Source organism: Curtobacterium sp. MCBD17_034 (assembly GCF_003234515.1).
Classification (GTDB): Bacteria; Actinomycetota; Actinomycetes; order Actinomycetales; family Microbacteriaceae; genus Curtobacterium.
The window spans coordinates 150,333-164,078 of the sequence record NZ_QKTN01000004.1; the positions used below are offsets into that span (position 1 = coordinate 150,333).

General features: G+C 71.3%; 15 protein-coding genes. 6 read left to right on the top strand and 9 right to left on the bottom strand.

Annotated elements, in window-relative coordinates; genetic code table 11:
• Positions 1–18: 18 nt before the first annotated feature.
• Genes DEI92_RS09355 through DEI92_RS09365 form a run of 3 tightly spaced genes read right to left on the bottom strand, consistent with a single transcriptional unit; the run spans position 19 to position 1,756 of the window.
• On the bottom strand, positions 19–1,071 hold the full coding sequence (locus DEI92_RS09355) for an SURF1 family protein (RefSeq protein ID WP_111013285.1): 1,053 nt from the start codon (positions 1,069–1,071) through the stop codon (positions 19–21).
• The gene (locus tag DEI92_RS09360) at positions 1,068–1,355 is read right to left on the bottom strand and encodes a hypothetical protein (RefSeq protein ID WP_111013286.1); all 288 of its coding nucleotides are present in this window, start codon (positions 1,353–1,355) and stop codon (positions 1,068–1,070) included. Before DEI92_RS09360 ends, DEI92_RS09355 begins: the two co-directional genes overlap by 4 nt.
• Positions 1,355–1,756: a DUF3099 domain-containing protein gene (locus tag DEI92_RS09365; protein ID WP_111013287.1), complete on the bottom strand. Its 402-nt coding sequence runs from the start codon at positions 1,754–1,756 to the stop codon at positions 1,355–1,357. Before DEI92_RS09365 ends, DEI92_RS09360 begins: the two co-directional genes overlap by 1 nt.
• A gap of 132 nt (positions 1,757–1,888) precedes the next feature.
• On the opposite strand from DEI92_RS09365, the gene fabG reads away from it, so the two are divergent.
• Complete coding sequence (fabG, locus tag DEI92_RS09370) at positions 1,889–2,602, top strand: 3-oxoacyl-ACP reductase FabG (protein WP_111013288.1); 714 nt, start codon at positions 1,889–1,891, stop codon at positions 2,600–2,602.
• Positions 2,603–2,639: 37 nt separating this feature from the next.
• Here fabG and serB read toward each other — a convergent pair whose 3' ends face one another.
• Positions 2,640–3,290, bottom strand: coding sequence for a phosphoserine phosphatase SerB (gene serB / locus DEI92_RS09375; RefSeq protein WP_111013289.1), 651 nt, complete (start codon positions 3,288–3,290; stop codon positions 2,640–2,642).
• 64 nt (positions 3,291–3,354) lie between these two features.
• On the bottom strand, positions 3,355–4,596 hold the full coding sequence (locus tag DEI92_RS09380; protein WP_111013290.1) for a glucose-1-phosphate adenylyltransferase: 1,242 nt from the start codon (positions 4,594–4,596) through the stop codon (positions 3,355–3,357).
• Positions 4,597–4,643: 47 nt separating this feature from the next.
• Between DEI92_RS09380 and glgA the strand changes: the two genes are divergently transcribed.
• The 3 genes from glgA (at position 4,644) to DEI92_RS09395 (ending at position 7,089) form a co-directional block, all read left to right on the top strand.
• Entirely contained in the window at positions 4,644–5,840 is a 1,197-nt protein-coding gene (gene glgA, locus DEI92_RS09385) for a glycogen synthase (protein ID WP_111013291.1), read from the top strand.
• Between the two features lie 74 nt (positions 5,841–5,914).
• A complete protein-coding gene (locus DEI92_RS09390) occupies positions 5,915–6,697 on the top strand; it encodes an ABC transporter ATP-binding protein (protein ID WP_111009086.1) in 783 nt (260 codons plus the stop codon).
• Between the two features lie 143 nt (positions 6,698–6,840).
• Positions 6,841–7,089, top strand: a complete 249-nt coding sequence (locus tag DEI92_RS09395; RefSeq protein ID WP_111009085.1) for a type B 50S ribosomal protein L31 — start codon at positions 6,841–6,843, stop codon at positions 7,087–7,089.
• A gap of 228 nt (positions 7,090–7,317) precedes the next feature.
• On the opposite strand, the gene DEI92_RS09400 is transcribed toward DEI92_RS09395, so the two are convergent.
• Complete coding sequence (locus tag DEI92_RS09400) at positions 7,318–8,058, bottom strand: exonuclease domain-containing protein (RefSeq protein WP_111013394.1); 741 nt, start codon at positions 8,056–8,058, stop codon at positions 7,318–7,320.
• Positions 8,059–8,224: 166 nt separating this feature from the next.
• Positions 8,225–9,973, bottom strand: a complete 1,749-nt coding sequence (gene treS, locus DEI92_RS09405; protein ID WP_181434796.1) for a maltose alpha-D-glucosyltransferase — start codon at positions 9,971–9,973, stop codon at positions 8,225–8,227.
• Positions 9,974–10,103: 130 nt separating this feature from the next.
• On the opposite strand from treS, the gene DEI92_RS09410 reads away from it, so the two are divergent.
• Both DEI92_RS09410 and DEI92_RS09415 read left to right on the top strand, forming a co-directional pair.
• Positions 10,104–11,021: an alpha/beta fold hydrolase gene (locus DEI92_RS09410; RefSeq protein ID WP_111013395.1), complete on the top strand. Its 918-nt coding sequence runs from the start codon at positions 10,104–10,106 to the stop codon at positions 11,019–11,021.
• Positions 11,018–12,109, top strand: a complete 1,092-nt coding sequence (locus tag DEI92_RS09415) for a glycosyltransferase family 1 protein (RefSeq protein WP_111013292.1) — start codon at positions 11,018–11,020, stop codon at positions 12,107–12,109. The genes DEI92_RS09410 and DEI92_RS09415 overlap by 4 nt, the downstream gene beginning before the upstream one ends.
• A gap of 66 nt (positions 12,110–12,175) precedes the next feature.
• On the opposite strand, the gene DEI92_RS09420 is transcribed toward DEI92_RS09415, so the two are convergent.
• Both DEI92_RS09420 and DEI92_RS09425 read right to left on the bottom strand, forming a co-directional pair.
• On the bottom strand, positions 12,176–12,817 hold the full coding sequence (locus DEI92_RS09420; protein ID WP_111013293.1) for a histidine phosphatase family protein: 642 nt from the start codon (positions 12,815–12,817) through the stop codon (positions 12,176–12,178).
• 52 nt (positions 12,818–12,869) lie between these two features.
• On the bottom strand, positions 12,870–13,730 hold the full coding sequence (locus tag DEI92_RS09425; RefSeq protein ID WP_111009081.1) for a Sir2 family NAD-dependent protein deacetylase: 861 nt from the start codon (positions 13,728–13,730) through the stop codon (positions 12,870–12,872).
• Between the last annotated feature and the right edge of the window lie 16 nt (positions 13,731–13,746).

Genomic DNA, 13,746 nt, shown 5'->3' on the forward strand with positions numbered 1-13,746 from the left:
GTCCGGGGGCTGTCCGGCTCAGCCGACCCGGACGTCGTCGAGGAGGCCGTCCTCGATCTCCGCGTCCGTCTTCGGACGGGCTTCACGCCGCCGCTTGCGTTCGAGCGCGCGCTCGCGTTCCTCCGGGTCGTCCTGGTTGAGGTTCCGGTACTCCTGGACCATCAGGTAGGCGAGGAACCCGAAGCCGCCGGCGGCGAACATGAACCACTGGATGAAGTACGACAGGTGGAGGCCGGTGTCGGCCGAAGGGCGATCCCAACCAAGGGGCCGGGCCTGTGCGGGCGCCGGGTCCTCGCTCTTGAGCTGACCGTACGCGCCGGTCCAGATCGGCTGGGCGACGCGGCCCGCGACGTCCGACAGGGTGACCGACTGGATCTCGTCGGTGTGGGCCGGGTCGGTCCGACCGGGGATGTGCGGCTCGGTCTGCTGGAGGCGCACCACGACGTCGACGGTGCCCCTCGGCGGTGTGGGCACGGAGTCGGGGTAGTCGTGGTCGTTGCCCGTCGGGACCCATCCGCGGTCGACGATGAACGCGCGCCCCGACGACGTCACCAGCGGCGTCAGGACCTCGAACCCGGGCTGACCGTTGTGGACGCGGTTGCGCACGAGGAGCTGCTCCGCCACGTCGTAGTGCCCGGTCACGCGGACCTGGAGCCACGTCTGGTCGTCGTCGAACGCGGACCGTGTCGGGAGTGCGCGGTCGACGGGCACGGGGGTGTGGTCGTAGTTCTCGGCGATCTGGTCGTTCTCGCGGACCGCCTCGTTGCGGCGGTCCCACTGCCACATGCCGAAGAACGCGCAGAGGATCGCGAAGCCGACCGCGATCGCGAAGTACCCGACCCAACGGCGGCCGATCACGAAGCCCCAACCGACGAAGGGTTCGTCCGGGTCCCGGTCGGTCTCGTGCTCGTCGGCGGTGCCGAGCCGGGCCGCGTGGGCCTCGCGTTCGGCGCGGCGGAGGCGCTCCGCGCCCCGGCGCCCGTAGCGGGCCGTCGGGTCGAAGTCCCGGGGGCCGGCCGTCGGCTCGTCGTCGGTGCGGTCGTGGTCCGTCCGGGGGTCGTGCAGCGTCATCCGAGGGAGCCGCCCTCGGCACCTCCGGAGGTCAGGGAGTCCGCGACGTCCTCGAGCCGCTCGACGTCCTCGTCGATGCCGGTCACGGTCACCGGGAAGGCCCGGGACCGCAGGTAGTCCGCGAGGAAGGCGCAGTGGTCGTCACACGCCGCCCAGATCTTGACGCGGTCGACCGCATGGATCCTCGGGTTGCGCCAGTTGACCCGCCAGGACGCCCTGTTCGAGCATCCGGCCCGCGAGCACACCGGCGCTCCTGGATCGGTGTGGAGGTCGAAGGTCGCCATCAGCGCCGGCTCCGTCCGCCGCTCGCCGCGGCGCGTTCGCGCTCCGCACGCTCCTGCTCGGCGTGTGCCCACGCGGCTCGGGCGCGCTGGTCTTCGCGGTAGCGTTCCTCGCGCTCCTGCTCGGTGCGTTCGCGGTCGTCGTCGGGCAGCACGCGGACGAGTTCGCCGCCCGGTCGGACGAGGTCGTCGGCGCGGCGGTTCCCCGCGTTGGCGACGACCACGGCCACCCACGGGATGACGCCGGCGAGCACGAGCGGGAGGATGCTCCAGACGTCGTGGAGGCAGACCGCCACGACGAAGCACACCACGCGCACGGACATCGTGAACACGTACCGCCTGAGGCGGCCGCGCCGGTCATCGGCGGGCGATGCCGGCAGCGAGGTGATGCTGTTCGTCTTCATGCGATGGTCTCTCCGCTTCCCCGGCTCAAGCCTAAGCCTCACCACCGACGGTAGGCTCGCATGGTCCGTTCGGCGCACCGCGGTGATCCGACGGGCGCCCCGTACCGCCCCCGTTCAGCACCAGGAGCACTCATGACCACGCCCCGTACCGTCCTCGTCACCGGGGGGAACCGCGGGATCGGCCACGCGATCGCCCAGGAGTTCGTCGCCGCCGGGCACCGGGTCGCGGTGACGTCGCGCAGCGGCGACGGCGGCCCCGAAGGCGCACTCACCGTCGCCGCGGACGTCACGGACGCCGCGAGCGTCGACGCCGCGTTCACCGCCGTCGAGGCAGCGCTCGGACCGGTCGAGGTGCTCGTGTCGAACGCCGGCATCACGCACGACACTCTGCTGCTCCGGATGAGCGAAGAGGACTTCACCTCGGTCGTGGACACGAACCTGACCGGAGCGTTCCGCGTCGTGAAGCGCGCCTCCAAGAACATGCTGCGTGCCCGGTTCGGCCGGGTGATCCTGATCTCCAGCGTCGTCGGGACGCTCGGTTCCGCCGGACAGGTCAACTACGCGTCGTCGAAGTCCGGGCTCATCGGGTTCGCGCGGTCGCTCACGCGTGAGCTCGGGGGCCGCGGCCTCACGGCGAACGTCATCGCGCCCGGGTTCATCGAGACCGAGATGACCGCGGCGCTGCCCGAGGATGTCCAGGCGCAGTACAAGAAGCAGATCCCCGCCGGTCGGTACGGGAGCGTGCACGACATCGCCGCGACCACCCTGTTCCTCGCCGGCGACGACGCGGGGTACATCTCCGGGGCGGTCATCCCGGTGGACGGCGGCGTCGGGATGGGCGACTGAGCCCATCCCGGACGCGGCTCCTGCCGGTACCGGTCGGTCAGGAGGCCCGGACGGGCACCCCGAGGCACGCCAGCACGGGTGTGAGGTCCCGCCGGTCGACGACGACGTCCGCGGCGTCGCGGACGCCCGGCCGCGCGACGAAGGCGACGGCGAGCGCGGCCTCGCGCATCATGGACAGGTCGTTGGCGCCGTCGCCGACCGCTACGGTGTGCCGCCGCGCGTCCACGCCGTCCGCGGCCGCCCAGGCCCGGAGCGCGTCGGCCTTCGCGGCCGCGTCGACCACGTCCCCGAGGACCCGGCCGGTGAGCACGCCGCCGGACGCCTCGAGTCGGTTGGCGCGACAGTGGTCGAGCCCGAGTGCCGCCGCGATCGGGCCCAGCACCTCGTGGAAGCCGCCGGACACGACGCCGACGCTGCCGCCGGCGGCGTGGACGCCCTCGACCAGTTCGACGGCGCCGGTCGTGACCCGGACGGCGCGACGGACGTCCTCCAGAACGCTCACGGGCAACCCCGCGAGTGTCGCGACGCGGTCGCGGAGGCTGTCGGCGAAGTCGATCTCACCGCGCATCGCCCGCTCGGTGACGGCGGCGACCCGATCACGCGCTCCTGCGGCGTCGGCGAGCAGCTCGATCACCTCGTCCTCGAGCAGTGTGGAATCGGCATCGAGGACGACGAGGAAACGCGGCACGCGCCAAGGCTAGTGGCGGTCGCGGGCGCGATACGGCGGATGACGCGGACCGTGCCTCGCGGCCTCAGGCCTCGACCCGCACCCCCTTGCCGACCACGGTGATTCCGGAGTCCGTGACCGTGAACCCGCGGGCGAGATCCGCGCCGCGATCCACCCCGACCTGAGCGCCGGCCTCGATCACGACGTCCTTGTCGAGGATCGCGCGGCGCACGACCGCGTCCGGGCCGACCATCGCCCGGTCGAACACCACGGAGTCGACGACCTGGGCGCCGGACTCGATGGTGCACCACGGCCCGATCACGCTGCGCTCCACCTGTGCCCCGGACAGCAGACACCCGAGCGAGACGATCGAGTCGACCGCGGTACCGCTGACGCCCTTGGCGTCACGGACGAACTTGGCGGGCGGCGAGTTGATCTGCTGGTTGAAGATCGGCCAGTCGACGTTGTAGAGGTTGAAGACCGGCAGCGCTGCGATGAGGTCCTGGTGCGCCTCGAAGAACGAGTCGATCGTCCCCACGTCGCGCCAGTAGTACTTGTCGCGCTCGGTGGCACCCGGGACGTCGTTGCGGTTGAGGTCGTAGACGCCGGCGTCGCCCCGGGTCACGAAGTCCGGCACGATGTCACCGCCCATGTCGTGGTTCGAGGACTCGATCTGACCGTCGCGCAGGACCGCGTCGATGAGCGCGTCCGCGTCGAAGACGTAGTTGCCCATCGACGCGAGGACCTCACCGGGGGAGTCGGGGAGTCCCACCGCGTCCTTCGGCTTCTCCAGGAACGCGCCGATCTTCGTCGGGTCCTCGTCGTCGACCTGGATGACGCCGAACTGGTCGGCGAGCGCGATGGGCTGTCGGATCGCGGCGACGGTCGCGCTGCGGCCCGACGCGATGTGCGCCTCGACCATCTGGGAGAAGTCCATCCGGTACACGTGGTCCGCACCGACCACGACGACGATGTCGGGCCGTTCGTCCCGGAGGAGGTTGAGGCTCTGGAGGATCGCGTCGGCGGACCCGGCGAACCACCGCTTGCCGAGTCGCTGCTGCGCCGGGACCGACGCCACGTACGAGCCCAGCAGCCCCTCCATGCGCCAGGTCTGGGACACGTGGCGGTCGAGGCTGTGGGACTTGTACTGGGTCAGGACCACGATGCGCTGCAGTCCGGAGTTCACCAGGTTGCTCAACGCGAAGTCGATCAGACGGAAGTTGCCTCCGAACGGGACGGCGGGCTTGGCTCGGTCGGCGGTCAACGGCATGAGCCGCTTCCCTTCGCCCCCTGCGAGGACGATGCCGAAGATCTTCTTCGATGGCATGCCCCAAGAGTAGGCGTGCGACCGGGCCATTCGTTACGTTGGGGGACGTGCGAGTCGATCTGCTGACGAAGGAATTCCCCCCGGAGATCTACGGAGGTGCGGGCGTCCACGTCGCGGAACTGACGGCGGCGCTCCGATCCGGGACGGACACCGACGTGCGCGTCCGTGCGTTCGGAGCCGATCGGGACGCCGACGGCGTGACCTCATACCGGGCCCCCGCGGGGTTCGAGCACGCGAACGGCGCCGTGACCACGCTCGCCACCGACCTGCAGATGGTGCCCGACATCGAGGGCTCGGACCTCGTGCACTCCCACACCTGGTACGCGAACGCCGCAGGACGCGTCGCGCAGCTCACCTACGACCTGCCCCACGTCGTGACGGCACACAGCCTCGAGCCGCTCCGCCCCTGGAAGGCCGAGCAGCTGGGCGGCGGGTACCGGCTGTCGAGCTGGATCGAGCGCGAGGCGTACACGAACGCCGACGCGGTCATCGCGGTGTCGAAGGGCATGCGCGCCGACATCGCCCGCTCCTACCCGTCGATCCCCGAGGACCGGTTGCACGTCGTGTACAACGGCATCGACATCGACGCCTGGCAGCGCGTGGTGGACCCGGAAGCGGTCCGCGCGCTCGGGATCGACCCCGATCGGCCCACCGTCGTCTTCGTGGGTCGCATCACCCGCCAGAAGGGTCTGCCGTACCTCCTCCGTGCGCTCGACGGGCTGCCGGCGGACGTCCAGGTGGTCCTCTGCGCCGGAGCGCCGGACACCCCGGAGATCCTCGCCGAGGTGACGGGCCTGGTCGAGGACCTCCGGACCCGCCGCTCGGGCGTGGTGTGGATCGACCGGATGCTCTCCCACGACGAGATCGTCCGGGTGCTGTCGGCGGCGAATGTGTTCGTGTGTCCGTCGGTGTACGAGCCGCTCGGGATCGTCAACCTCGAGGCCATGGCGTGCGGGCTGCCGGTCGTCGGCACGGCCACGGGCGGCATCCCCGAGGTCGTCGCCGACGGACTGACCGGGCGCATCGTGCCGATCGAGCAGGTGCAGGACGGGTCCGGGACGCCGGTCGACCCGGACCGCTTCGTGGCGGACCTCGGCGCGACGCTGCGCGAGGTGCTCGCCGACCCCGGGCTCGCCGCCCTCATGGGTCGGGCCGGGCGTCTGCGTGTCGAGGGCGAGTTCACCTGGTCCGCCATCGCGACCCAGACCCGTCGGGTCTACGACGCCGTCCTCGCCGGTCGCTGAGGACGCCGGCGGCGGCCGTCCACAGGACGTGTGCCGCGCCTCCTCCCCGACGGCCGACCGCGTAGGCTGAGGGCATGCCCTCGGTTGTGCGCTTGCAAGACGTGTCCGTCGTCCGGAACGGGGTCAGCATCCTCGACCAGGTGTCGTGGCAGGTCGACGAGGCGGACCGTTGGGTCGTCCTCGGCGCGAACGGCGCGGGGAAGACGACCCTGCTGCAGGTCGCCGGGGCGCAGTCGTTCCCGACCTCGGGCACGGTCGAGGTCCTCGGCACGGAGGTCGGTGGCGCCGACCTGTTCGAACTCCGTCCGCGCATCGGGTTCGCGTCCACCGCGCTCGCCCGGCGGATCCCGGTCACCGAGCAGGTGCTCGACGTCGTGCTCACGGCCGCCTACTCGGTCACCGGTCGGTGGAACGAGCAGTACGACGACATCGACGTCCGACGTGCCCATCGGGTCCTCGACGAGTGGGGCCTCGGCGGCTTCGCCGACCGGACCTTCGGTGAACTGAGCGACGGCGAGCAGAAGCGCGTCCAGATCGCCCGGTCCGTCATGACCGATCCCGAGGTCCTGTTCCTCGACGAGCCGGCGGCGTCGCTCGACCTCGGGGCACGCGAGAGTCTGGTCCGGACGCTCGGCGGGTATGCCGAGAGCGCCGAGGCTCCTGCCATCGTGGTCGTCACCCACCATGTGGAGGAGATCCCGAAGGGCTTCACGCACGCGCTCGTGCTCGCCGAGGGGCGCGTGCACACCGCCGGACCGATCGCTGACGTCGTGACGAGCGAGGTGCTCTCGGACGCGTTCGGGATCGGCCTCGTCGTGACCGCGGACGCGGGTCGCTACACCGCCCGCGCCAGCTGAGGTGACGACCGAGCCGCCGGTGCCGGACACGAGCGGTGCCTCCCGTCCGCGCTGACGGTCTGCTAAACTCGGTCGCTGGCGTACGCCACAGTTTTCCGCGCGCTCGCGCACTCCGAACCACCACATCCACGACGAGGAACACCATGAAGACCGACACGCACCCCGAGTACAACGCCATCGTCTTCCGCGACCTGGCCTCCGGTGAGACGTTCCTGACGCGCTCCACCGCGACCAGCGACAAGACCATCGAGCTCGACGGTGTCACCTACCCGGTGATCGACGTCGAGATCTCGAGCGCCTCGCACCCGTTCTACACGGGCAAGCAGCGCATCCTCGACTCGGCCGGTCGCGTCGAGAAGTTCAACCAGCGCTTCAAGGGCTTCGGCAAGTAAGTCCGAGCCCTCGGTCGCGGCGGCAACGCTGACGCGACCTCGTCGGGAACGGCGAGCGAGCAACGGGCGGTCCACCTCCGGGTGGCCGCCCGTTGCTGCGTCTCCGGGGCAGCCGTTGCGAGGACCGCCTGGTTCAGGTCTGTGCCTGTGCCTGTGCCTGTGCCTGTGCCTGTGCCTGTGCCTGTGCCATGCCCCGTGCGCGCGTGCCGACCCCGGGGCCGGGGACGATCAGGCGGGGTTGCGGTGCGGCCAGCGGCCGTCCGCGACGAACTGCGGATTGCGCTCACGCCGCATGTAGTCCTGGAACGACGCCGCCTGGTCGGAGCACCAGGCCACCTGCAGTCGGTGGAGCTCCTCGGCGCTGATGCCGAGCTGGTCCGGGTAGCGGCTCGCGATCGCCTGCGCGACCCGTCCGGCGGCGATCGCGTCGGCACCGGCGTCGTGCGCGTCCGCGAGGGTCACGCCGTACAGCGCGGAGCAGACCTCGAGCGTGCGCTTGCCCTTGCGGTAGGTGTCGACGGCCTTGTCGATGACGAGCGGATCGACGACGTTCCCGATCACGGGTGCCGCCAGGCCGTGGCGCTTGGCCTCGCGGTCGAGGACGGTGAGGTCGTACGGCGCGTTGTAGACCACGAGCGGGATCCCGCGGGCGAACACGGCCTCGACCGCGGCGATGATCTCGGCGACGACGACGCCGGCGGCACGCCCCTCGGCACGGGCGCGCTCGGTCGTGATGCCGTGCACCGCAGCGGCCTGCTCCGGGATGGGGACGCCCGGGTCGGCCAGCCACGAGCCGGCGGCGATGCTCGCACCGGTCATGTCGATGAGCCCGACATGGGCGCTGACGATCCGTGCTGTCTCGACGTCGATCCCCGTGGTCTCGAGGTCGAACACGCCGAGCGCGTGCCACCAGGGGCGTTCCGCAGGGGAGCGGGGTGCCGCCGAGGGGGCTCCGAGGGTGGCGTCGATCGGCGCTGCGAGCGGAGAGCTGGTCACGCGGTCAGGCTAGCGGCGGCCGCCGACACCGCGGACGCGACACGGCCGACCGGGCGACCAGACGCGGCCGTCCGGGCGACCCGACGCGGCCGGACCGGGCGACGTGACTCGGTGCCGATCCCGAGACCCCTACGGACCGTCAGTCCCGCGGCCGTCCCACGTGCAGCCAGTAGAACGCCTGCGTCCCGAGGGTGATCGTCACCGTGCCGTCCTCGTCGAACGACGGGAACGACCCGCCGCCGAAGAGGTCGTACAGGGGCAGACCGGCGTGCTCGGGCGCCGTGATCGTGACCGCGGTGGGGTTGTGCGCGAACGAGAAGACGCAGAGGACGTCCTCGGCGGAGTCACCGAACTGGGTGCCCGTGCCCTCGTACGACCGCATGAACGTGAGCACCGAGTCGTTGTCGCTCTCGAGCACGGTGAGCGTGCCGAGCCCGAACACCGGGTGCGCCTTCCGCACGTGGATGACGTTGCGGATCCAGTGCAGCAGGGAGCGGGACTGCGCCAGCTGCGACTCGACGTTGACGAGGTTGTAGTTGTAGACGAGGGACTGCACGACCGGCAGGTACAGCTTGCCGGGGTCGGCCGTCGAGAACCCGGCGTTGCGGTCCGGCGTCCACTGCATGGGGGTGCGGGACGAGTCGCGGTCGGGCAACCAGATGTTGTCGCCCATGCCGATCTCGTCGCCGTAGTACAGGAACGGCGAGCCGGGGAGCGAGAACAGCAGCGCGTGCACGAGCTCGAGCTCCGCCCGGGAGTTGTCGAGGAGCGGCGCGAGGCGTCGACGGATGCCGATGTTCGACCGCATCCGCGGGTCGTACGCGTACCAGCCGTACATCGCCTGGCGGTACTCCTCGCTCACCATCTCGAGCGTCAACTCGTCGTGGTTCCGCAGGAACACACCCCACGCCGCGCTCTCCGGGACCTCGGTGGTCTCCGAGAGGATCCGCTGGAGCTCCGTCGCGTGCTGCGCGCGGAGCGAGTAGTAGATGCGGGGCATCACCGGGAAGTCGAAGGCCATGTGGCACTCGGGCTCGTCGTCGGTGCCGAAGAACGCCGCCGTCTCGCGCGGCCACTGGTTCGCCTCGGCGATGAGCACGCGCCCGGGGTACTCCTCGTCGACCATCGCGCGGAGGCCCTTGACGAACTCGTGCGTCGCGGGCTCGCCCTCGCCGTTGCCCTCCTCGGACTCGAAGAGGTACGGGATCGCGTCGAGCCGCAGCCCGTCCACGCCCATGTCGAGCCAGTGCCGGACGACGTCGTAGACGGCCTCGACCACGGCGGGGTTCTCGAAGTTGAGGTCCGGCTGGTGCGAGAAGAACCGGTGGAAGAAGAACTGCCGTCGGATCGGGTCGAACGTCCAGTTCGACTCCTCGGTGTCGACGAAGATGATGCGGATGTTCTCGTACTTGTCCGGGCTGTCGCTCCAGACGTAGAAGTCGCCGTAGGGCCCGTCCGGGTCCTCGCGGGACTGCTGGAACCACTCGTGCGCGTCGGAGGTGTGGTTGATCACCATGTCGATGACGATGCGCATGTTCCGTTCGTGCGCCTTCGTCACGAGGTCGCGGAACTCGTCCAGGGTGCCGAACTCCGGCAGGATCGCCTTGTAGTCGGAGATGTCGTAGCCGCCGTCGCGCATCGGCGACTGGAAGAACGGCGGCAGCCACAGCGCGTCGACGCCGAGCCACTGCAGGTAGTCCAGGCGGCTGATGAGTCCGGACAGATCGCCGGTGCCGTCCCCGTTCGAGTCGACGAACGAGCGGATCATGCACTCGTAGAACACCGACCGCTTGTACCAGAGCGGGTCCAGGGTCAGTCCGGGCAGCTGGATGGGGGCAGTGAACGTCACCGTGCTCCTCGTGGATCCGTCGGGCGTCGGGGCCGACATGGCGCCCGTCGGCCCACTCTATGTCGCCCCGGGTATCCGTGTCCGGAGGGAACGGACGACCGCACGGCCCGCCGACCGGGAGGCGCGGCATCCGTCCGGCGCGACGGGTCCGGCCCGTAGACTCGGCGGGATGCGTGCCCCGATCGTCTCCCCGTACCAGCGGCTCATGGCCGGGCTGCCCGTGGTGCACCGGTCGGTCCTCGTCGACGGTCGCGCGACGCACTACTGGGTGTACGGCCCCGAGGACGCGGACACCACCATGCTCGCCGTGCACGGCTTCCGTGGCGACCACCACGGGCTCGAGTCGCTCGCCGCGCACCTGCCCGAGGTCCGCACGATCGTGCCGGACCTCCCGGGCTTCGGGGTGTCCGACGCGCTCCCGCGGTCCGACATGGACGGCTTCGTGCGGTGGCTCCGAGCGTTCCACCGTGCCCTCGGGCTCGACGGACGGGCCGTCGTGCTCGGGCATTCCTTCGGGAGCATCGTCACCGCAGCCGCGGTCGCCGACGGGCTCGACACCCGGCGCCTGGTCCTGGTCAACCCGATCGCCGCTCCCGCGCTGCAGGGCCCGCGCGCCGTGGGTACCGCGATCGCGATCGCCTACTACCGGCTGGGTGCGGTCCTGCCCCGGGCGCTCGGGCTCGCCCTCCTCCGGAACCGGGGGATCGTCCGGGCGATGAGCGTCGCGATGCTCAAGTCCCGCGAACCGCGGTTGCGCCGATGGGTGCACGACCAGCACGACCGGTACTTCTCGGCGTTCGCCGACCGCCACGTCGTCCTCGACGCGTTCCGGACGTCGGTGACGCACGACGTCGCCGCGTACGCGGACCGCATCGACGTACCGGTGCTCCTCATCGCCGCCGAACGTGACGACATCACCGCGGTGCCCGAACAGGAAGCGCTGGCGGACCGGCTGCCCGACGCGACCCTCGTCGTGATCCCCGGCGTCGGCCACCTCGTGCACTACGAGACGCCGGCCGCCGCGGCGGACGCGATCCGTGCCTCCCTGGCGACGCCCGAACCGGACCGCGGCGGGATGCGCCGATGAGCCGTCTCCGCATCGGCATCGACTGCCGCTACGTCCGGGTGGGGCGCCATGACGGCATCAGCCGGTTCACGGCCGGTGTCGCGGCACATCTGCCGGACCGGCACGACTACGTGCTCCTGGTGAGCGAGGACGGACAGCGGGACTCGCTGCCGGACGGGATGCCCTGGGAGCGCATCAGTCCACCGACGAGCGCCGCGGAGCCCCTGGTCGCGCGGCAGGTGAACCGGCTGGGGCTCGACGCCGTGTTCTCGCCGATGCAGACCATGGGATCCCGCGGACGCCACTACGCGCTCGTGCTGACGCTGCACGACCTCATCTACTACCGCAACCGCACACCGCCCCGTGAGTTCTCGTGGCCGCTGCGGCTGGGGTGGCGTGCGTTCCACCTCGCGTGGTGGCCGCAGCGGATGCTGCTCGATGGTGCCGACGGCGTCGTCACGGTGAGCGAGACGACCGCCGGACTCATCCGGGACCACCGGCTGACGCGTCGGCCCGTGACGGTCGCGTACAACGCCGCGGACCCGGTGGCGCCGCGCGCGGCGGACGGCCTGCGGACGCGGGACCTCGTCTACATGGGCACGTTCATGCCCTACAAGAACGTCGAGACCCTCGCCTCCGCGATCCCGCTGCTCCGCGGGCCCGGGGAGGCCGACTGGCGGCTGCACTGCATGTCGCGCGTGCGAGCTGCGGACCGGGAGCGGCTCGAGCGGCTCGCCCCCGCGGGTTCGCTCGTGTTCCACGACGGAGCGTCGGACGAGGAGTACCGCGCGGTGCTCCGGACCGCGACGGCGCTCGTCAGCGCCTCGCACGACGAGGGTTTCGGGATCCCGCTCGTCGAGTCGATGGGCGTCGGCACGCCCGTCGCGGTGAGCGACATCCCGATCTTCCGCGAGATCGGCGGCGCGGCCGCCGAGTACTTCGACCCGGCCTCGCCCGCCGCGGTCGCGGCCGCGGTGCGACGGGTCGAGGCGCGCTGGGACGACCTGCACCGGGCCTCCCTCGAGCGGGTCCGCCGCTTCGACTGGACCACGTCCGCCGAGCACGTCGTCGCGTCCGTCGAGCGCGCCGTCGCCGACCGCCGCGCCTGACCGACGCCCCGTTCGGCGGACATGGAGGACCGCCGGACCGAGGTGGGAGCGCCAGCCCGGCGGCCGTCAGTCGCCCTCGGCCTCGAGCGGGTTCTGGTACGCGAACTCGTACCGCCCGGGGGCCTCGGACTGGTCCTCGATCGGGTCGTCGAACCGGACGAGTTCCCCCCGGAAGCGCTCGGGGTCCCAACGGAACGAGTGGATCGACCCGTTTCGGATCGGCGTCGTGAAGGAGTCGGCGGTACCCGGGGCGAGCTCGTTCACCACGGCACGGATCACCGCTCCGTGCGTCGCGACGACGACCGCGCCGGCGTCGAACCGGATCGCGATCTCGCCGAGCGACTCGAGCACGCGGGCGAGCAACGCCGAGCGCGACTCGCGGCCGGGCACCGATCCGTCCGGGAACCGTTCGCGGATCTCGACGTCCGTCAGGCCCTCGGCCTCGCCGTACGACCGCTCGACGAGACCGTCGTCCGTCGACGGAGTGGGCAGTCCGAGCCGGGAGGCGATGATCGCGCCCGTCTCGAACGCCCGGGACAGCGGGGACGCGAGCACGGCGTCGAACCGGCGACGCACGAGCAACCCACCGGCGGCGGCTGCCTGTCGGCGCCCGGTCTCGTTCAGTGGGATGTCGGTCGACCCCTGGATGCGGCGCTGCTTGTTCCAGTCGGTCTCGCCGTGCCGCACGAGGTACAGGAGGGTCGTCACCGTTCGTCCCTTCCGCGGCGATGCGCCGTCCGTGGTGGCGTCGGCGACGCGGTCAGTGCAGGAGTCGGTGGCGCAGCGCCGTCAATGTCTCGGTGGTGCCTGCGTCGAGCCTAGCCACCGCCCGACGGTCACTGCGCGTGGCACCCCGGTTCACGATGACGACGGGCTTGCGGCGACGAACGGCGTGGTCGACCAGCCGGACGCCCGAGTTGACGACGAGGGACGACCCGACCACGAGGAGCGCGTCCGCGCCGGCGACGATCGAGACGGCCTCGTGGAACTTCTCGACCGGCACGAACTCGCCGAAGAACACGACGTCGGGCTTGAGCACGCCGCCGCACACCGAGCACGCGGGGACACGGAACCGGTCGGCGCCCGTGATGTCGACGTCGCCGTCCGGCGCGAGCGTCACCGTGCCGGGTTCGTCGATCCAGGCGTTCTCCCGGTCGAGCACCGCTGCGAGATCCGAGCGTGCGAACGCCTGCCCGCAGCGCAGGCACACCACGCGGTCCATGGACCCGTGGAGCTCGACCACGCGGCGCGACCCGGCCCGGAGATGGAGACCGTCGACGTTCTGCGTGACGATCCCGCTCACGACACCGGCCGCCTCGAGGTCGGCGAGCGCCCGGTGCCCGTCGTTCGGCCGGGCGGACGAGAACGTGCGCCAACCGAGGTGGCTCCCGGCCCAGTACCGCCGGCGCCTCGCCGGGTCGGCGGAGAACTCCTGGAACGTCATCGGCGTGCGCGCCACGCGGCCCGCACCCCGGTAGTCGGGGATCCCGGAGTCCGTGCTGATCCCGGCCCCGGAGAGCACTGCGATGCGCTTGCCCCGCAGCGTCTCGACGACGCGGTCGAGGTCGTCACCCTGCTCGGGTGCGCCTCGCTCGAGGTCGCCCGCCTCCACCCGCTCCATCGGCTCCACGGTACCC